Below are 21,352 nucleotides of genomic sequence, written 5' to 3' on the forward strand. Positions count from 1 at the left end.
CCATGCTTTCCAACCCTAATATCGACCTGGTGTCGCGCTTTCTTCGCCTGCCTCTGGAACAACGCCAGCAGTTCTACCAACGTTTGCAAACCCGTGGCATGAGCTTCGGGCAACTGCCGATTGCCACGGCCCGCGAGGCCGGTGAAGCGCTGCCGCTGTCCTACGCCCAGGAACGCCAGTGGTTCCTCTGGCAACTGGACCCGCACAGCGCCGCCTACCATATCCCCGGCGTGCTGCGCCTGAGCGGGCGCCTGGATAAAAGCGCCTTGCAGCGCAGCTTCGACAGCCTGCTGGAGCGCCACGAAAGCCTGCGCACGCGCCTGCATCTGGACGGCGACAACCGCTCCCAGGTGGTGCTGGCCCACGCCGTCGTCGAGATCGTTGAAAGCGCGGTCAGCGAAGCCGAGCTGCAAGCGCGGGTGCAGGCACTCATCGCCGAGCCCTTCGATTTGCAGCAGGGGCCCTTGCTGCGGGTGAACCTGCTCAACCTGGGCGAAGACGAGCAGGTGTTGGTGCTGGTGCAGCACCATATCGTCTCCGATGGCTGGTCGATGGGTGTGATGGTGCAGGAATTGATGCAGCTCTACGCCGCCTACAGCCAGGGCCAGGACTGCCAGCTCGCCACACTGCCGATCCAATACGCCGACTACGCCCTGTGGCAGCGGCGCTGGATGGAAGCGGGGGAGAAGGAGCGCCAACTCGGTTACTGGCGCGAACAACTCGGTGGTAGCCAGCCGGTGCTGGAACTGCCTCTGGACCATCCGCGTCCAGCCGTGCAGAGCTATCGCGGCGCGCGTCAAGACGTGGCGCTGGAACCGGCGCTGGTCGCTGGCCTCAAGGCCCTTGCGCAGCGCGAAGGCGTGACCCTGTTCATGCTGTTGCTGGCGTCGTTCCAGACCCTGCTGTACCGCTACAGCGGGCAGTCGGACATCCGTGTCGGCGTGCCGACCGCCAACCGCAATCGCGCCGAGACCGAGCGCCTGATCGGCTTTTTCGTCAACACCCAAGTGCTCAAGGCCGACCTTGACGGCCAGATGACCTTTCGCCAGTTGCTGGCCCAGGTCAAGGAGCGCACGTTGCAGGCCCAGAGTCACCAGGACCTGCCGTTCGAGCAACTGGTGGAAGCGCTGCAACCGGAACGCAGCCTGAGCCATAACCCGCTGTTCCAGGTGATGTTCAACCATCAGGCGCAAACCCGTAAAAACGCCGGCGCGCAGCAATTGCCGGGGCTGGCCGTGACCTCACTGGAGTGGGCCAGCGAGAGCGCGCAGTTCGACTTGAGCCTGGACACCGAAGAAACCGACAGCGGCCTGTGGGCCTCCTGGACTTTTGCCACCGATCTGTTCGAAGCGACCACCGTGGCGCGCATGGCAGCGCATTGGCAAACCGTGCTGCATTCGATGGTCGCCAGCGCCGGCGGTCGCCTCGCGCAAATGACGTTGCTGGCCGACGCTGAACAGCGCAACGTGCTGAACGCCTGGAACAGCGGCGGCGCGGCCTTCGAAAGCCCGCTGGGTGTGCACGGCCTGTTTGAGGTGCAAGCACAACGGCGTCCCGATGCGATTGCCCTGTGCCTCGATGAACAGACACTGACCTATGCCGAGCTGAATCGCCAGGCCAACCAGTTGGCCCATTACCTGATCGGCCAGGGCGTTGGCCCGGAAGTCATGGTTGGCGTCGCGGTGGAGCGTTCGTTTGCCATGGTGGTCAGCCTGTTGGCGATCCTCAAGGCCGGTGGCGCCTATGTGCCGCTGGACCCGCAATACCCGCGCGAACGCCTGCTGCATATGCTCGAAGACAGCCATGTGCGCCTGGTGTTGTGCCAGTCCACCCAGCAATTGCCGTTGCCCGCCGACGTGGCGCGGCTGGATATCGACAACGCCGCAGACGCCTTGCAGCGTTGTGCCGAGGGCAATCCGCAGGTGTCGATTGCCCCGCAGAACCTGGCCTATGTGATCTACACCTCGGGTTCTACCGGCAAACCGAAAGGCGTGGCGATCAACCACGCGGCGCTGACCGAGTTCTCCAGCATTGCGGCGGGTTATTCGCGGTTGAGCGAGGATGATCGTGTCCTGCAATTTGCCACGCTGAATTTCGATGGTTTTGTCGAACAGCTGTACCCGGCGCTGACCCATGGCGCCACCGTGGTTTTGCGTGGTGCAGAGCTGTGGGACAGCGGTCGGTTGTACGCCGAGATTATCCGCCAAGGCATCACCCTGGCCGACTTACCGACCGCCTATTGGAACCTGTTCCTGCTTGATTGCCTGGCAGCGGGGCCGCGTTCTTACGGGGCGTTGCGCCAGATCCACATCGGCGGCGAAGCAATGCCGCTGGACGGCCCGGCGCAGTGGCTCAAGGCTGGCCTTGGCCACGTGCGTTTGCTCAACACCTACGGCCCGACCGAAGCCACCGTGGTGTCGAGCGTGCTGGATTGCACCAGCGGCGCAGAAACCATCGGCGCCACCGCCAGCCCGATTGGCCGTTCGTTGCCGGGGCGTGCGTTGTACGTGCTGGATCGCGATTTGAACCTGGCGCCGTTGGGCGCTGTGGGCGAGTTGTATATCGGCAGCGAGTGCGGTCTGGCCCGTGCGTACCTGAATCGTCCGTTGCTGACGGCTGAACGCTTCGTGCCCGACCCCTTCGGCGGCGACCGCCTGTATCGCACCGGTGACCTCGCACGCTACCGCGCCGACGGGGTGATCGAATACGTCGGCCGTGTGGACCATCAGGTGAAAATCCGTGGTTTCCGTATCGAACTGGGGGAAATCGAGGCGCTGCTGCTGGCCCAGGACGGCGTGCGCGAAACCTTGGTGTTGGCGGCTGACAATCAACTGGTCGCCTATCTGGTCGCTGTCGAGCAAGACGCCGAAGCCTTGAAAACCGTGCTGCGCGAGCAACTGCCGGACTACATGGTGCCCGCGCACCTGATCTTCCTCGACCGCATGCCGCTCAACCCGAATGGCAAGCTGGACCGCCAGGCGCTGCCGAAACCGGACGCCAGCCACGCACAACAGGCGTGGATCGCGCCAGTCACCGAACTGGAGCAACAAGTCGCCGCAATCTGGGCCGACATCCTCGGCGCTGAACGCGTCGGCCTGAGCGACCACTTCTTTGAAATGGGCGGCCACTCGTTGCTGGCCATGCAAGTGGTCTCACGCCTGCGCCACGCCCTGGCGCAGGAAGTACCGTTGAAGCTGGTGTTCGAACAACCCCGGTTGGCCGGTTTTGTTGCGGCAGTGCAGGCGCTGGAAAGCGTCGAACAAGCGCCACCGCTGGTGGCGCGCAATCGCCTGCAACCGCTGCTGCTGTCTTACGCCCAGGAGCGCCAGTGGTTCCTCTGGCAACTGGACCCTGACAGCGCCGCCTACCATATCCCCAGCGCCTTGCGCCTCAGCGGTCAGTTGGACAGCGAGGCCTTGCAGCGCAGCTTCAACACCCTGATTGCGCGCCACGAAAGCCTGCGCACCTATGTGCAACAGGACGGTGAGGGCGCGGTGCAGGTGATTGGTGCGCAGGTCACGCTGCCCATCGAGCTGGCCGATATCGACGAGGCTGACTTGCAGGCGCGGGTCGCCGCCGAAATCGCGCGCCCGTTCAACCTGCAACAGGGCCCGCTGCTGCGTGTGACCTTGCTGCGCCTGGCGGCCGATGAGCATGTGCTGGTGCTGGTGCAGCACCACATCATCTCCGATGGCGGCTCAATGGCCGTGATGGTGGACGAGCTGGTGCAGCTCTACAGCGCCTACAGCCAGGGCGAGGTGGCGCAGTTGCCGGCGATGCCGATCCAATACGCCGACTACGCGCTGTGGCAACGCGAGTGGATGGAGGCTGGCGAAAAGCAACGCCAGTTAAGCTACTGGCGCGACTTGCTGGGCGGCGAGCAACCGGTGCTGGAATTGCCGTTCGATAACCAGCGCCCGGCCCAGCAAAGCCATCGCGGCGCACGCCTCGACGTGCCGTTGCCGGCGGCGCTGGCGGCCAGTCTCAAAGCCCTGGCCCAGCGCGAAGGCGTGACGATGTTCATGCTGCTGCTGGCGTCGTTCCAGACCTTGCTGCACCGCTACAGCGGCCAGCAGGACATTCGCGTCGGCGTGCCCATCGCCAACCGCAACCGGGTCGAGACCGAGCGCCTGATTGGCTTTTTCGTCAACACCCAGGTGCTCAAGGCCGATATTGACGGGCAAACCACCGTTGCCCAGCTGCTGCAACAGGTCAAGCAACGGGCGCTGGACGCCCAGGCCCACCAGGACCTGCCGTTCGAACAACTGGTGGAAGCCCTGCAACCGGAACGCAGCTTGAGCCTCAACCCGCTATTCCAGGTGATGTTCAACTACCAGACCGACGGGCCGCGCGAGCCGTTGGCGTTGGCGCAGCTGAGCATTGAAAACCTGGCCTGGGAGCGGCGCACCGCGCACTTCGACCTTGACCTGGACACCCACGACAGCCGCGACGGCTTGTGGGCGTCGTTGGGCTACAGCACCGATTTGTTCGACGCACAGACCATCGCGCGCATGGCGCGGCATTGGCAGAACCTGTTGCAGGCGATGGTTGCCGACCAGCAACAGAACGTGGCGCAGTTAAACCTGCTTGATAGCGACGAGCAGCAACATATCCTGCAACTGTGGGACCGCAGCGAGTCCGGCTTCTCAAGTGCCCGTTTGGTGCATGAACTGTTCGCTGACCGCGCCCGTGAAAACCCCCAGGCCGTGGCGGTCAAGTTCGACGCGCAAACCCTCAGCTACGGCGAACTGGACCGTCAGGCCAACCGTCTGGCCCACGCGCTGATCGCCCGTGGCGTCGGCCCCGAAGTACGCGTGGCCATCGCCATGCCGCGTTGTGCCGAGAGCCTCGTGGCGTTCCTCGGCGTGATGAAGTCCGGTGGTGTGTATGTGCCGCTGGATATCGAATACCCGCGTGATCGCCTGCTGTACATGATGGAAGACAGCCGCGCGAAATTGCTGTTGACCCACAGCAGCGCGTTGCAGCAACTGCCGATTCCTCAGGGACTTGAGGTGCTGTCGATTGACCACACCGAGGACTACGCCGAGACAGCGCCGGAAGTGGCGTTGGACGGCGATAACCTGGCCTACGTGATCTACACCTCGGGTTCCACCGGCATGCCCAAAGGTGTGGCGGTTTCCCATGGTCCATTGGTGGCGCACATCATTGCCACGGGTGAACGCTACGAAACCCGCCCGGCCGATTGCGAACTGCACTTCATGTCCTTCGCCTTCGACGGTTCGCACGAAGGCTGGATGCACCCGCTGATCAACGGCGCCAGCGTGCTGATCCGCGACGACAGCCTGTGGTTGCCGGAATACACCTACGCACAGATGCATCGGCACAACGTGACCATGGCTGTATTTCCGCCGGTGTACCTGCAACAGCTGGCCGAACATGCCGAACGCGACGGCAATCCACCGGCCGTGCGGGTTTATTGCTTCGGCGGGGATGCAGTGGCGCAGGCCAGTTACGATCTGGCCTGGCGTGCGCTCAAGCCGACGTACCTGTTCAACGGCTACGGCCCGACGGAAACCGTGGTCACGCCGTTGCTGTGGAAGGCCCGTCGTGGCGATCCATGCGGCGCCGTTTACGCACCGATTGGCACACTGCTGGGCAACCGCAGCGGCTACGTATTGGATGCCCAACTCAACCTGCAACCCATCGGCGTCGCCGGCGAGTTGTACCTGGGCGGCGAGGGCGTGGCGCGGGGTTACCTGGAGCGCCCAGCACTCACCGCCGAACGCTTCGTGCCGGACCCGTTCGGCAAGCCCGGCAGCCGTGTGTACCGCAGCGGCGACCTGACCCGTGGCCGCCCCGACGGCGTGGTGGATTACCTCGGTCGTGTCGATCACCAAGTGAAAATCCGTGGTTTCCGCATCGAACTGGGGGAAATCGAAGCGCGCCTGCGCGAACAAGACAGCGTCGGTGAAACCGTCGTCGTCGCGCAGGACAGCCCCACCGGCAAGCAACTGGTGGCCTACGTCGTGCCCGCCGACGCACCGCTCGCCAACGAAACCGAGTTCCGCGAAACCCTGCGCCGCGCCCTGAAGACCCACCTGCCGGACTACATGGTGCCCGCGCACTTCATGTTCCTCGCCAAAATGCCGCTGACCCCCAACGGCAAACTCGACCGCAAGGGCCTGCCGCAACCCGACGCGGCACAGTCCCAAGGCGTGTGGGTCGAGCCGGTCACTGCGTTGCAGCAGCAAGTCGCCGCGATCTGGGCCGACGTGCTCGGCGCCGAACGCATTGGCCTGACCGATCACTTCTTTGAGCTGGGCGGGCATTCCCTGCTGGCCATGCAAGTGATCTCGCGGGTGCGTCAATTGCTGGCGCGGGAAATTGCCTTGCGCACGCTGTTTGAACAGCCGCAACTGGAAGGTTTTGTACTCGCCTTGCAGGCCCTGCAAACCGATGAAACGCCGTTGGCACCGCCGATGCTGGCGATGGGGCGCGATCAACCGTTGAGCCTGTCCTACGCCCAGGAACGCCAGTGGTTCCTCTGGCAACTGGAGCCGCAAAGCGCCGCCTATCACGTGCCCAACGCCTTGCGCCTGAGCGGTGAGCTGGACCGCGCAGCGTTGCAACGCAGCTTCGACAGCCTGCTGGCGCGCCACGAAACCCTGCGCACTGTGTTTGTCAGCGCCGGCGAGCGCACCCTGCAACGGGTGCTGCCGGTGGCCACGCTGCACATCGACAGCGTGGCCCTCGACAAGCCGAGCGCCGAACAGGTGCAAGCGCTGGTAGAAGCGGAAATCGCCCGGCCGTTCGATCTGCGCCAGGGCCCGTTGCTGCGGGTCAAGCTGTTGCAAGTGAGCGCGCAGGAACATGTGCTGGTGCTGGTGCAGCACCATATCGTCTCGGACGGCTGGTCGATGCAGGTGATGGTCGATGAGCTGGTGCAGTTGTATGCCGCCTACAGCCAGGGCCGTGACCTGCAGTTGCCGGCCATGCCCCTGCAATACGCCGACTACGCCCTGTGGCAACGCGCCTGGATGGACGCCGGCGAGAAGCAACGCCAGCTGAACTATTGGCGCGAGCTGCTGGGCGCCGAACAACCGGTGTTGGAGTTGCCCCTGGACCATCCACGCCCGGCCGTGCAGAGCTATCGCGGTGCGCGCCTGGACGTGGCGCTGGAGGCGAATGTGGTCGCCGGCCTCAAGGCCTTGGCGCAGCGCGAAGGCGTGACGCTGTTCATGCTGTTGCTGGCCTCGTTCCAGACCTTGCTGCACCGCTACAGCGGCCAGTCGGACATCCGCGTCGGCGTGCCGATTGCCAACCGCAACCGCGTGGAGACCGAACGCCTGATCGGTTTCTTCGTCAACACCCAGGTGCTCAAGGCCGACATCGATGGGCAGATGAGCTTTGCCCAGGTGCTGCAACAGGCCAAGCGCCGCGCGCTGGAAGCCCAGGCGCACCAGGACCTGCCGTTCGAACAACTGGTGGAAGCGCTGCAGCCGGAGCGCAGCCTGAGCCACAACCCGCTGTTCCAGGTGATGTTCAACCACCAGTCCGAATTGCGTGTGCAGCGTGGCGAACAATTGCCGGGCCTGCGCCTGGAGGGGCTGGAGTCCAGCAACCATCCGGCACATTTCGACTTGAGCCTGGACACTCAGGCCTCAGCGGAAGGCCTGTTTGCGACGCTGACTTACGCCACCGACCTGTTCACCGACGCGACCATCGCGCGCATGGCGCAGCATTGGCAGCACCTGCTGCACGCGGTGGCCGCAGATGCGCACCAACGGGTCGCCGAGTTGCCACTGCTGGCCGGTGTCGAGCAAGTGCAGTGGAACAACGGCGCTGCGGCGTTCCACAGCCCGTTGGGTGTGCACGGGCTGTTTGAGCTGCAGGCGCAACAGCGTCCCGACGCCATTGCGCTATGCCTCGATGAACAGACGCTGACTTACGCCGAGCTGAATCGCCAGGCTAACCAGTTGGCGCATTATCTGATCGCCCAAGGCGTCGGCCCCGAAGTGTTGGTCGGTGTCGCGGTGGAGCGTTCGTTTGCCATGGTGGTCAGCCTGTTGGCGATCCTCAAGGCCGGCGGTGCCTACGTGCCGCTGGACCCGCAATACCCGCGCGAACGCCTGTTGCACATGCTCGAAGACAGCGGCGTCAGCCTGGTGCTGACCCAGTCCCATGTGCCGATGCCGTTGCCCGCTGGGCTGCGTAGCGTGGCGATTGATCGGGTGGCGCTGTTTGCTGAAGGCAATCCACAGGTAGCAGTTGCACCGCAGAACCTGGCCTATGTGATCTACACCTCGGGCTCCACCGGCAAACCGAAAGGCGTGGCGATCAACCACGCGGCGTTGACGGAGTTTTCCAGCATCGCGGCGGGTTATTTGCGGTTGACCGAGGATGATCGTGTCCTGCAATTCGCCACGTTGAACTTCGATGGTTTCGTCGAGCAGCTTTATCCGGCGCTGACCCATGGCGCCACGGTGGTTTTGCGTGGTGCAGAGCTCTGGGACAGCGGCCGTTTGTACGCGGAAATCATCCGCCGAGGGATCACCCTGGCGGACTTGCCGACGGCTTACTGGAACCTGTTCCTGCTCGATTGCCTGGCAGCGGGGCAGCGCTCTTACGGGGCGTTGCGTCAGATTCATATCGGCGGGGAAGCGATGCCGTTGGATGGCCCGGCGCAGTGGCTCAAGGCTGGCCTTGGTCATGTACGTCTGCTCAACACCTACGGCCCGACCGAAGCCACCGTGGTGTCGAGCGTATTGGATTGCACCAGCGGCGCCGAAACCATCGGCGCCACCGCCAGCCCGATTGGCCGTTCGTTGCCGGGGCGTGCGCTGTACGTGTTAGACCGTGATTTGAATCTGGCACCGTTGGGCGCCGTCGGCGAGCTGTACATCGGCAGCGAGTGCGGCCTCGCTCGTGCTTACCTGAATCGCCCGTTGCTGACGGCTGAACGCTTCGTCCCCGATCCCTTCGGCGGTGACCGTCTGTATCGCACTGGCGACTTGGCCCGCTACCGCGCCGATGGCGTGATCGAATACGTCGGCCGTGTGGACCATCAGGTGAAAATCCGTGGTTTCCGTATCGAACTGGGGGAAATCGAGGCGCTGTTGCTGGCCCAGGGCGGCGTGCGCGAAACCCTGGTGTTGGCGGCTGACAATCAACTGGTCGCCTATCTTGTCGCCGCCTCAACAGATGCTGAAGCCCTGAAAAGCGTGCTGCGCGAGCAACTGCCGGACTACATGGTGCCCGCGCACCTGATCTTCCTCGACCGCATGCCGCTCAACCCGAACGGCAAGCTGGACCGCCAGGCGCTGCCGAAGCCGGACGCCAGCCAAGCGCAACAGGCGTGGGTCGCACCGGTTACAGAGCTGGAGCAACAAGTCGCCGCGATCTGGGCCGACATCCTCGGCGCCGAACGCGTCGGCCTGAGCGACCACTTCTTTGAAATGGGCGGCCACTCGTTGCTGGCCATGCAAGTGATCTCGCGCCTGCGCAACCTGCTCGGTCGCGAGGTGCCGCTGCGCAGCCTGTTTGAACAGCCGCGCCTGCACGGGTTTGTCGCCAGCGTGCTGGCCGATGTCGTGAACGCGCAGCCGTTGGCACCGCCGATGCTGGCGGTGGGGCGCGGGCAGCCGTTGCCGCTGTCCTATGCCCAGGAGCGCCAGTGGTTCCTCTGGCAACTGGACCCGCACAGCGCCGCTTACCATATCCCCGGCACCCTGCGCCTGAAGGGGCACCTCGACACGGCCGCATTACAGCGCAGTTTCGACACCCTGGTGGCCCGTCATGAAAGCCTGCGCACCCACGTGCAACAGGACGGCGAGCGCGCGGTGCAGGTGATTGCCGCGCACGCCGACGTCCAGATCCTGCGACTTGATGCCGATGAGGCGGGCTTGCAGGCGCTGGTGGAAGCACAGATCGCCGCACCGTTCGACCTGCAACACGGCCCGCTGATGCGCGTGAGCCTGCTGCGTCTGGCCGCGGATGAGCATGTGTTGGTGCTGGTGCAGCACCATATCGTCTCCGATGGCGCGTCGATGCAGGTGATGGTCGATGAGCTGGTGCAACTGTATGCGGCCTACAGCCAGGGCCAGGCCCCGCAATTGCCGGACATGGCGCTGCAATACGCCGATTACGCGAGCTGGCAGCGTGGCTGGATGGAGGCCGGCGAAAAGCACCGCCAGCTCGACTACTGGCGCGAACGCCTGGGTGGTGAGCAGCCGGTGCTGGAATTGCCGTTGGACCATGCGCGCCCGACCCTGCAAAGCCATCGTGGCGCGAGCCTCGACATCAGCGTGCCGCCGGCCTTGCTGGCGAAGCTGCGGCAAGTGGCGCAGCGTGAGGAAGTCACGCTGTTCATGCTGCTGCTGGCGTCGTTCCAGACCTTGCTGCACCGCTACAGCGGCCAGCAAGATATCCGCGTCGGCGTGCCGGTTGCCAACCGTAACCGTGAGGAAACCGAGCGCCTGATCGGCTTCTTCGTCAACACCCAGGTGCTCAAGGCTGACATCGACGGGCAACTGACCGTCAGCCAACTGCTGCAACAGGTCAAGCAACGGGCGCTGGAAGCCCAGGCGCACCAGGATTTGCCGTTCGAACAGTTGGTCGAGGCGTTGCACCCCGAGCGCAACTTGAGCTTCAACCCGTTGTTCCAGGTGATGTTCAACCACCAGACCGACAGCGCTGACCAACTGCAACAACTGTCGGGCCTGCACGTCAGCGGCTTGGAGTGGGAGACCCGCACCGCGCAGTTCGACCTGAGCCTCAGCACCCAGGAATCCAGTGACGCGTTGTTTGCCTCGCTGATCTACGCCACTGACCTGTTCGACGCGGCCACCCCGGCGCGTATGGCGCGCCACTGGCTGAACCTGCTGGAAGGCATGGCCGGCGATGCACAGCAGCACATCGGCCAGTTGCCGTTGCTGGACGCGACCGAGCAGCAGGTGTTGGTCCACGACTGGAACGCCACTGCACAGACGTATCCGCTGCAACGCGGTGTACACCAGCTGATGGAAGAACAGGCTGCCCGCACCCCGGATGCTCCAGCGCTGGCCTTTGGTGACACCCGTCTGAGCTACGCCGAACTGAACCGCCGCGCCAACCGCCTGGCCCATCGCTTGATCGAAGCGGGCGTGGGGCCGGATGTGTTGGTGGGCGTGGCGGTGGAGCGATCCATCGAAATGGTCGTCGGCTTGCTGGCGATCCTCAAGGCGGGCGGTGCCTATGTGCCGCTGGACCCGGACTATCCCCGTGAACGCCTGGCCTACATGCTGGAAGACAGCGGCGTGAAGCTGCTGCTGACCCAGGCGCATCTGCTGGAGCAACTGCCGATGCCGGCGGGGCTGCACAGCCTGGTGCTGGGGGAGTCGTGGTTTGACGGTTATGGCGAGCACAATCCGGGCGTCGTGATTGATCCGGAAAACCTCGCCTATGTGATCTACACCTCCGGCTCCACCGGCCAACCCAAAGGCGCGGGCAACCGTCATTCGGCACTGACCAACCGCCTGTGCTGGATGCAGCAGGCCTATGGCTTGGACGCGGGGGACACGGTGCTGCAAAAGACCCCGTTCAGCTTTGACGTGTCGGTGTGGGAGTTCTTCTGGCCGCTGATGACCGGCGCCCGTCTGGTGGTGGCCGCGCCGGGTGATCATCGCGATCCGGCCAAGTTGGTCAGCCTGATCAACGCGGAGCACGTCACTACGTTGCACTTTGTGCCGTCGATGTTGCAGGCCTTCCTGCAAGACCCGGCCGTGTCCACCTGCCACAGCCTGCAACGCATTGTGTGCAGTGGCGAAGCGTTGCCGGTGGATGCCCAGCAGCAGGTCTTCGCGAAACTGCCTGCTGCCGGCCTGTACAACCTGTATGGCCCGACTGAAGCGGCGATCGACGTGACCCATTGGACGTGTGTCGATGAAGGCAGCGACACCGTGCCCATCGGCGAACCCATCGCCAACCTGCGCACCCATGTGCTGGATGGGCAGCTGCTGCCCGTGCCGGTCGGTGTGGCCGGCGAGTTGTACCTGGGCGGTGAAGGCCTGGCGCGCAATTATCATCGGCGTCCGGCGTTGACGGCCGAGCGTTTTGTGCCGTGTCCATTCCACAGCGGCGCGCGTTTGTACCGCACCGGCGACCGTGTGCGCCAGCGTGCCGACGGGGTGATCGAATACCTTGGGCGCCTCGATCATCAGGTCAAGTTGCGCGGCCTGCGTATTGAACTGGGTGAAATCGAAGCGCGTCTGCTGGAACACCCGTCGGTGCGCGAAGCCACGGTGCTGGTGGTCGATCACAAACAGCTGGTGGGCTATGTGGTGCTGCACGCGGCTGACGCTGAGTGGCGCACGCACGTCAGCGCGCACCTGGCCAAACACTTGCCGGATTACATGGTGCCCGCGCAATGGGTGGTGCTGGAGCAGATGCCGTTGAGTCCCAACGGCAAGCTGGACCGCAAGGCGCTGCCCAAGCCGGATGCCGCTGGCCAAGGCCGTGAATTCGCGGCGCCGCAAACCGCGTTGCAGCAGCAGATTGCGCGGATTTGGGCCGAGGTGCTGGAGGTTGAGCGCGTCGGTGTGCACGACAACTTCTTTGAGTTGGGTGGCCATTCGTTGCTGGTGTTGCTGCTCAAGGAACGGATCAACCGTCTCTGCGGCGCCGCGCTGGCGGTCAACCAGTTGATGCTCAACCCCACGGTGGCCGGGCAAGCCCGTTGCATCGAAGGTGATGCGCCCAGTTCATTGATCGTGCCGCTTAATAGCCAGACGCAAGGCACACCGCTGTACCTGTTCCACCCAAGTTTCGGCTCGGTGCATTGCTACAAGCCGATTGCCTTGGCGTTGCGTGAGCAACGGCCGGTGCTCGGCATCATTTGCCGGGCCTTGGTGGAAGAGGACGGCACGGTGCCGGGCTGGGCGCAGATGGTCGAGGACTATGCGCAGCAACTGCTGGACGCGCAGCCGCAGGGGGCTTTCCGCCTAGCGGGGTGGTCACTGGGTGGCAACCTGGCGATGGAAGTGGCTTACCTGCTGGAGCAAGCCGGTCGTACGGTGGAGTTTGTCGGCTGGATCGATGCGCCACCGCCGGCGCGGTTTACCGCGTTCTGGGAGCAGGGCGCTGCACAGTCGCAACCGGAGCCGAGTGCGGTTGAGCGCCGGGCGCAGATGCTGGAAGTGATGTTCCCGGCGTATGCCGAGCAGATCCAGGCGCAGTGGCAGCAGGCTCAGCAGGCACATTGCGATGAAGAGCAGCAGTGGCAGCACCTGTGCGACTGGGCGGATGAGGCATTGGGCGCCAGCTTCCAGGCGCTCAAGACCGAGCTGCAAAGCGGCGGTGAAACCGAGCGGTCATGGGCGATCAAGCAGATCCTCGATGAGCGTTTGCAAGCCACCGACTTCCGGGCCATCAAGGCACCGGTCAGTTGCTGGTGGGCGGCGCGCAGTGAAGCGGGGATGCACCAGGCGTTGATTGAAAGTGGCTTGCGTGAGGTGATTGGGCAGGCGGGGATCGAGCGTTCGGTGGTGATTGATACCACTCACCACCGGATTGTCGATAATGCCGAGTTCCTCAAGAGCCTGGTGGCGGCGCTGGCATAAAAACGGCGGTACAGGCGATATTTCTATCGCCTGTACCGCCGCCTTCGCAGCCTCGCTAAAGCTCGACAGCTCCCACAGGGAATGGGTTTACAGGCTGTGTCAGGTGTACACCGTTCAAAATGTGGGAGCTGGCTTGTCGGGTCGCCGCATCGCTGCGAAAGCGCCTGCACAGACGACATCCTTGTTACCTGACTCACCGTTTTATTGCAGGCACAAAAAAAGCCCCGTATCTCGCGATACGGGGCTTTTGTTTGGACGCCGGGTTTAGAAGTTGTAGCGGGTGGTAACCATGAAATTACGCGGGTCGCCCGGGTAGGCGGAGTCATAGAAACCGATGTTGGTGTAGTAGTTCTTGTCGAACACGTTGTTGACGTTGACGCTGGCCGACAGGTTCTTGGTGATCTGGTAGCGGGCCATCAGGTCCACCAGCCAGTACGGGTCTTGGGTGAGGATTTCGGAGCGTCGCAGGCCGGAGTTGCGGATCGACTTCCAACCTTCGCTTTGCCAGCGCGCGCCACCGCCGATCGTGAGTTTGTCCAGCGGACCGGTGAGTTTGTAGGTGGTGTAGAGGTTGACCTGATCTTCCGGTTCCCAGGTGGATATCTTGTTGCCGCTGTCGTCGCGCGCCACCTTGTGGGTGTAGCCCGCCTGCAATTGCCAGCCGGTGGCGATTTCGCCGGAGATTTCCGCTTCGTAGCCCTTGGTCTTGGACTTGATGCCGTAGTACGGCGAGTCGTTGATCAGGCTGGCACCTTCCGAGGTATCGACTTCCGGCCGGTTGGTCTCGTGCACTTCGAAGTAGGCGAGGCTGGTGTTCAGGGCGCCGTTGAAGAACTCGCCCTTGATGCCGACTTCGTAGTTTTTGCCTTCATCCGGTTCGAGCATCTGGTCGTTGCGGTCGCGGTAGTCGGTCTGTGGCTGGAAGATCTCGGTGTAGCTGGTGTAAGCGGTGAAGTTGTCGTTCAGGTCGTAGGTCAGGCCGGCATACGGCACGACTTTGCCGCTTTCCGTCGAACGGCTGGTGCCGGTGACCTGGTAGTTGGCCAGGCGTGCGCCGAGCAGCAGGTGCATTTCGTCGGTCAGGCTGAAACGGCTGGTCACGTAGCTGCCGGTCTGGCGGCTGGTCTGGTCGAGGACGCGGGTGAGGGACCATGCCGGTTCCGGGATGTCGCCGTTCCAGTTGTAGAAGTCCGCAGAGTTGGTGCCCGGCGCAAAGGTGGCGTCGTAGCTCTTGCCTTTCCATTTGCTGATCGAGATCGACTGGCCCACCACCAGTTCGTGCTCGCGGCCAAACAGTTCAAACGGCCCGGTGGCGTAGCCGTCCAGGCTGTCGCTGGTGGTTTCGCCGACGTGTTTGCGTGCGTACAGCGAGCTTTGGCTGCCTCGATCCTGGGACAGGGCGGCGAGCGGCGCGTGGTAGCCGTTGATCTGGTGGTTGTACTGGCCTTTGGCAACCCAGCCGTTGCTGAAGTTGTGCTCCAGGGTGGCGAAGGCGGTGCGGGTGTACTGCGCCCACGAACCCCATTTCGGGCCGTTGTTGAACGAGCGCGGCAAGTCCAGCTCTTTGCCTTCGGCGTCGAAGATCATGCGGCTGCCAGTCCAGCTAGAGCCTTTGGGGTCGCTGTCCTGGTAGTCGGCGCCGACGGTCAGCAGGGTGTCTTCGTCGAGGTCGGCTTCAAGAATCCCGTAGAACACGCTGGTCTTGCGCGTGTAGTGGTCGAGGAACGAGTGCTTGTCGTTGTAGGCCGCGACCGCGCGCGCGCGGATGTTGCCGGATTCGGTCAACGGGCCGCTGACGTCGATCTGCGAGCGGTAGTTGTCCCAGGAACCGGCGCCCAGCTCGATATTGCCCTGGAACTCGGCCGTCGGTTTCTTGCGGATCAGGTTGAGCGTGCCGCCTACGCCGCCGGCGCCGGTGAGCAGGCCGGTGGCGCCCTTGAGCACTTCGACGCGGTCGTAGAGAGCCATGTCGGTGAGGGTCTGGCCGGCGGAGTACTGGGCGTCACGCAGGGTCGGGATGCCATCGTACTGGAAGGTGTTGATGGAGAAGCCGCGCGAGTAGTAGTTGGTGCGCTCGCTGTCATAGGTCGACACGGTAATGCCAGGGGTATGGCGCATCACATCGTCGATGGAGTTGAGGGCGAAGTCGTCCATGGCCTGGCGGGTGACCACGGAGATCGATTGTGGCGTCTCCCGTGGGGTCAACACCAGGCGCGTGGCGGTGGCGATGGTGCCCGGCGTGTAGGAGCCGGTGCCTTCGGTTACGGTGCCGAGTTGGTTGGCGGTCACCTGGGTCGCGCCCAGTTCCATGCCGGAAGCGGCATGGGCGCTGATGCTGATGGTGTTGCCTTGCAGGCCGTAACCGACGCCGGTGCCTTTGAGCAGGGTGGTGATGGCGCGGTCCGGGTCGAGCTTGCCCTTGACGGCGTTGCTGCGTTTACCTTCCACATCCGTCGGGCTGTACAGCACTTGCAGGTTGGTCTGGCGACCGAACTCTTGCAGTGCGCTACCCAGGGACTGGGCCGGCACGTCGATCTCAAGTTCCTGTGCCTGCACATAGCCAGCAATCGGCAACGACACGGCCAGGGCCAGCGCGCTGGGCAACAGGTTGAAGTGCAGGGCCCGGCGCATGGATAGCGCTTTGCTCAGGGGGCTCAGACCGAGTCGTACTGACATGAATGCTTTCTCTTCTATGTTTTAGTGGGCAGATTATAGATGTTTATTGAGTTAGATTCTCATTACCACTAGTGAGACGTTCCTACTTGTAGAAACCGGAAAACTTTTTTCACGCCGGCTCCATTTCGTGCACGACCTTGCCTGCGCGCAGGCGTACCAACTGGTCGGCGATGTCGAAATAGCGGTCGTCGTGGCTGATCACGATGATGGTCTTGCCCAGGCGCTTGAGGTCCGGCAGCAGCTCGGTGTAGAAAATCTTGCGGAAGGCCGGGTCCTGGTCGGCAGCCCATTCGTCGAACACCAGCACCGGGCGTTCCTCGAGCCAGGCGTTGACCAGGGCCAGGCGCTTGCGTTGGCCGGTGGACAGGTCGGTGGTGCTGAACACGCCGTCCTTGACGCTGACCTTGTGCGCAATTTCCAGGCGCTCCAGGTATTTGGTCGCACTGTCCAGCGACTGCGTGGCGCTGCCCTGCACCAGGTCATCGAACAGGTAGTAGTCGGCAAACACCGTGGTGAACAACTGGCGATAGTCGTCGCGCACCGGGTCGGTCACGGTTTCGCCATTGAGGCGGATTTCCCCGGCCTGGGGTTGGTACAGGCCCAGCAGCAGCTTGATCAGGGTGGTCTTGCCGCAACCGTTTTCGCCGACGATAAACACGATATCGCCCTGCTTGATGCTCAGGTTGATCGGCCCCAGGTGGAACGGCTCGCTGCCTTCCACCGGCGGCGGGCTGTAGCGCACGTCGCGCAGTTCCAGGCTGTGCACCTGCGGGTGTGGGGCTTCGCTGGCGTCCATCAGCAAGTGCGGTTCCGGCGATGAGAAACGGTCGGCCAGTTCGGTGATGCGCGCAAAGGCGATCCGCGCCTTGCCGATGATCGGCAGATAACCCACCACGTGTTCCAGCGGGCCTTTCATGTACAGCAGCACCAGCACGAAACCGGTGATCACCGCCGGGTCCGGGTTCGGGCTGTAGGCCTGCAGGGCGAGAGCCAGGCCGATAACCACGAAGAACAGCATCGAGCCAAAGGTCTTGGCGACGATATAGATGTTCACCGAACGCACCTGGATGTCGCTGATCCGGTCGGCGGTTTCCTGGATGCGGTGGGTGTTCATGCGGTAGCGCCGTGGCCGATGGATACGCAGTTCCTTGGCCCCCGAGGCGATGGCCGAGTAGTAGCGCTGCAGTTCGTCTTCGAGGTCACGGGCTTCGTCAAAGCCACGGATGCCCTTGGCTCCGGCGATGAACTGCACGCTGCAGCCGATGGCGATGGCAACGATCATCAGCAGGAACATCGGCACCGACAGGTACGCCAGGTAACCCAGGCAACCGAGGGTCACGGTGGTGGCGATGGCCAACGGGGTGAAGGCGAACGAGAAATCGCTGATGGTATCGACGTCGTGGGTCAGCACCGGAATCAGGCGATGGGAGCGATAGCGTTCGATCTGTTCAATCGGCGCCGACAGCACCTTTTCACCCAACTCCTTGCGCAACGCCGCGATGATGCGCTGGCCGACATAGTTGGTGCCGATGTCGGACACGATCGAACTGGTCAGGGCCAGCACACACAGGGCGGCAAAGGTCAGCACCACGCCTTGGGTCATGCCGGTGGAGGAGTGCAGGGCGTTGTTGATGGTGGCCAGCAAGAAGGTGATGGCCAGGCCACCCGCCATGCCCAGGGCGACGGACACCGTCACCAGGGTTCGAAAGGGTCTGAGCAATGCGAGCAGACCATTGAAGGCGCCGCGCTTGGGGTCGGTCATAAATACTTCCCGGAGAGTGAATAGAGGGGCTGGGCACACAGACCCTTACCCATGACAAACGAAGCATCGGGGCGAGTATTTAGCGCGGCGTGCCAGGCGGTGGCCGGCGTGGATAAATTGGCGGCGGGCTGGTTCGTTCTTGTGGTGTAGGCGCACGCGTACCGACGCAGCGCGCAGTCCATCCAGCGAGAGCGAAACAATGACGAAAAAGAATCTGGTGTACGTGTGGTCCCTGAGAAACGCCGCCGCCGACAAGGCTGGGCAGCCGGTGGCCTACAAGGACCACGAGCGGTATATGAAGTCGGTGCTGGAGTTCCTCGCGGGCTCGCTGAACGACACGCCGCTGGGCGAGGCCTACAACCTGGTCGGCGTGGTGTACGACGATGACGAGCAGAACCCACGGGACCAGCAACTGGTCAAGGACTACGGGTTTGCCTACCAACCTGGCCGCCAGTGGCTGTACCCGGCGGACTTGCGGGTGCAGGGCAATCTGGTCAACGACCTGCTGCTGAGCGTGCCATCCACCTATCGCCGCTTGCCACGGGGCAGCGCGGAACACATCGCCGGCAAACAGGACTTCGAACGCCGCCTGCATGACACGCTGGTGGAATTGAAGGCTGACATCGTGGTGCTGGATGGTCTGCTGGTGATCCTCGATGAGCTGGTGCGGCCGGGTGCGCCATTTGCGCGGCGCATCATGAATATCCACCCGGGCATTACTCGCATCGAATCGCCTTACGAGCGTCGCGGCGCGTATGCCACGTGGAATGCGCTGTACGGCGCGCGCGGGCTGACAGTGACGGATTGGGCGACCAAGGCCACCACGCCGTCGGAGCCGCTGTACCTCACGGGTGCATCGTTTCATTACGTGGATAACGGCATTGATTCGGGGGAGGTGTTTCACGACGTGTTGAAGACGGAGATTTCGCCTGAGGATACGATTCTTGAATTGCGCTGGAACAACTTCAATAACAGCCTGTTTCCGGCGTTGCATGAAGGTTTGGAGCTGTTGGCAAAAATCTAAAGCGGGTACCGTTCTAAAGTGTGGGAGCGGGCTTGCTCGCGAAAGCGGTGTATCAGTCACCGGAAATAGTGACTGATGTACCGCTTTCGCGAGCAAGCCCGCTCCCACACAAGCCCGCTCCCACATTTGAATCTTCAGTGGCTCAAAGGTCGCGCACTACCCGAAAGCCAATCCAATCCCCCCGCGTCTGCGGGTAGATATTGTTGCGGTTGCCCGAACGTGAAAACACCGGCGCCTCGCCCCAGTCATTACCGCGAATAATGTAGGCCTCGCACGTCTGCTCCGACCAGGCGCTGCCATCGGTCGGCGCGCCCACATAGTTCTCATGGTAGCAGTCGGCAACCCGTTCATAGACGTTGCCGTGCATGTCGTACATGCCAAACCCATTCGGCGCGTAGCTGCCCACTGGCGAGGAATAGCTGTAGCCGTCCGCCGGGCCGTAGGTGTTGGCATGCTCGGCGATGCTGTAACCCTTGCCTGCGTCAAACGGGAACGGGAAGGGCCCCTTGGTCCCGGCCCGCGCGGCGTATTCGCGCTGGGCTTCGCTGACCATGTGGTACTGCTGGCCGGTCTTTTTCGACAGCCAGCTGACGTACTGCTTGATGTCGTCCATGTCCATGCACACCGCCGGCTGGCGCGGCCCTTGCGGGTAGCGGGGTTTGCTGGCGATGCATTCGCGGCCGGGGCGGGTGTCGCCGTTGGCGATCTTCACGCCGGTCTGGCGCACGTAGCTGTCCCACTCGCCGGCGGTGATATGGAAGCGGCTCATGGCGAAGGGCTTGGCGAAGGTCACGTCATGCATCGGGCCCTCGTCGGGCTCGCGGCCCACTTCTTCCTCGGGCGTACCCATGGTGAAAGCGCCGGCGGGCAGCACGACCATCTCCGGGCAGTCCTTGCAGTCCTTGAACACCTTGCCCGGCTGCGGCGTGGCGGCCTGGGCCAGGCCCGGCAACAGGGCGCCGCACAGGGTCGCCAGCGTCAGGGCGGCCAGGGGTTTGAATCGGGATGGAATCATAGGGGCCTCTCGTCAACAGGAAAAATGGGCGTCACAGGCGCGGGCTCAACAGCGCCATGAAGCGCTGGATCTCGTCGGAGGAATTGAGCAAGCCAGGTGCGGTGCGGATCACCGGGCCGGCATCGCGGTTCACTGCATCGATGACCACGCGCTGTTTCATCAGGTAATCGGCGATGTCGTTGCTGTCCCGGCCCTTGACCCGGAAGAAGGTAAAACCGGCCGACAACTCAGGGCTACGCGGCGTGACCAGTTCGATCTGCGGGTGGGCCAGCAGGTGCTCTTTCAATTCAGTGTTAAGGGCATGGATACGCGCCTGCACCTGCGCCTTGCCCAATTGCAGGTGCAGCTTGAAGGCCTCATCCGCCGCCCAGCGGTGTTCGAACGCATGGAAGCCGCCGGGGGTCATGGTGGTGGCGAAGTTGGTGTCTTCGGAGAAGGTCGGCACCATCGGCGTGACGTATTTGTTCTGGCTGTCGCGGGCGCAGACCAGCCCGGTGCCGCGCGGGCCGAACATCCATTTGTGGGTGCCGGCGATAAAAAAGTCGCAGTGCATGTCCGGGAAATCGAGGTTTTCCACGCCAAAGCCGTGCACGCCATCGACTACGTAGAGGATGCGGTCGTTGTCGTCGCGGTGGCGGTTGTGTTCATTGATCAGTTGGCCGATCTCACCGATGGGCAGCTTCACGCCGCTGCCGGACTGCACCCAGGTCATGCCCAGCACGCGGGTGTTGGGGCGGATGTTGCGTTGGATATTGCCGAGCACTTCATCGGCCGAGATGCGGTTGGCACTCTCGAACAGCTGGAACCGGCGCACTTGGGTGCCTTGCCTGCGTACGCGAAAATCCAGCACGTTCTGGGTCGCATAGTGCTCGTGCACGGTGGTGAGGATTTCCTGGTCGGCGCGCAGCTGGATGCCGCCATAGATCATCGCCAGGCCCTCGGACGTACTGCCGGTGAGGGCGATCTGCGTGGGTGCGGCCTTTAAATAGCGGCCGGCCCATTCGCGCACCTGGCCTTCGCGTTTCCAGGTTTCCTCCAGGCCCCAATCCATCGCCAGCCCGGGGTTGCGGTCGATCTGCTGGCGGTAACGCTCGATGGCGTCGCGCACCGGTTTTGGGTGCGACGCGACGAGGAAGTTGGAGAAGTGCAGGTAGTTCGGGTCCTGGTTGAACAGTTGCTTGAGGTCCGTCCATGGCGCCTGTGTCGAGGGTACGGGCGTGGCAGCCAGCGCCTGGGGCAGCAGCGGCAGGCTGGCGGCAAAGACGCCGGCCTGCTTGAGAAACGTACGGCGGTCGGTCATGGACTCACTTCATGGCTGA

The 21,352-nt window shown here is 63.4% G+C and carries 6 protein-coding genes; 2 read left to right on the forward strand and 4 right to left on the reverse strand.

Annotation, left to right across the window (positions count from 1 at the left end; all coding sequences use genetic code 11):
* Nucleotides 1-2: 2 nt before the first annotated feature.
* Nucleotides 3-13,556: a non-ribosomal peptide synthetase gene (locus DBR46_RS28175; RefSeq protein ID WP_124529411.1), complete on the forward strand. Its 13,554-nt coding sequence runs from the start codon at nt 3-5 to the stop codon at nt 13,554-13,556.
* A gap of 264 nt (nt 13,557-13,820) precedes the next feature.
* Here DBR46_RS28175 and DBR46_RS28180 read toward each other — a convergent pair whose 3' ends face one another.
* Both DBR46_RS28180 and DBR46_RS28185 read right to left on the reverse strand, forming a co-directional pair.
* Nucleotides 13,821-16,187, reverse strand: coding sequence for a TonB-dependent siderophore receptor (locus DBR46_RS28180; protein ID WP_124529441.1), 2,367 nt, complete (start codon nt 16,185-16,187; stop codon nt 13,821-13,823).
* Nucleotides 16,188-16,341: 154 nt separating this feature from the next.
* The gene (locus DBR46_RS28185) at nt 16,342-17,994 is read right to left on the reverse strand and encodes a cyclic peptide export ABC transporter (RefSeq protein ID WP_124529413.1); all 1,653 of its coding nucleotides are present in this window, start codon (nt 17,992-17,994) and stop codon (nt 16,342-16,344) included.
* A gap of 199 nt (nt 17,995-18,193) precedes the next feature.
* Here DBR46_RS28185 and DBR46_RS28190 point away from each other — a divergent pair, with 199 nt between their 5' ends.
* Nucleotides 18,194-19,018, forward strand: coding sequence for a N(5)-hydroxyornithine transformylase PvdF (locus DBR46_RS28190; RefSeq protein WP_124529415.1), 825 nt, complete (start codon nt 18,194-18,196; stop codon nt 19,016-19,018).
* 142 nt (nt 19,019-19,160) lie between these two features.
* Here the strand turns inward: DBR46_RS28190 and DBR46_RS28200 are convergent, their stop codons facing one another.
* Together DBR46_RS28200 and DBR46_RS28205 are read right to left on the reverse strand one after the other, a co-directional pair.
* The gene (locus DBR46_RS28200) at nt 19,161-20,033 is read right to left on the reverse strand and encodes a formylglycine-generating enzyme family protein (protein ID WP_124529416.1); all 873 of its coding nucleotides are present in this window, start codon (nt 20,031-20,033) and stop codon (nt 19,161-19,163) included.
* Nucleotides 20,034-20,064: 31 nt separating this feature from the next.
* On the reverse strand, nt 20,065-21,333 hold the full coding sequence (locus tag DBR46_RS28205; protein ID WP_124529418.1) for an aminotransferase class V-fold PLP-dependent enzyme: 1,269 nt from the start codon (nt 21,331-21,333) through the stop codon (nt 20,065-20,067).
* Nucleotides 21,334-21,352 lie beyond the last annotated feature (19 nt).

The sequence above is a fragment of the Pseudomonas sp. KBW05 genome (genome assembly GCF_003852405.1).
In the GTDB taxonomy this organism is placed as follows: Bacteria; Pseudomonadota; Gammaproteobacteria; order Pseudomonadales; family Pseudomonadaceae; genus Aquipseudomonas.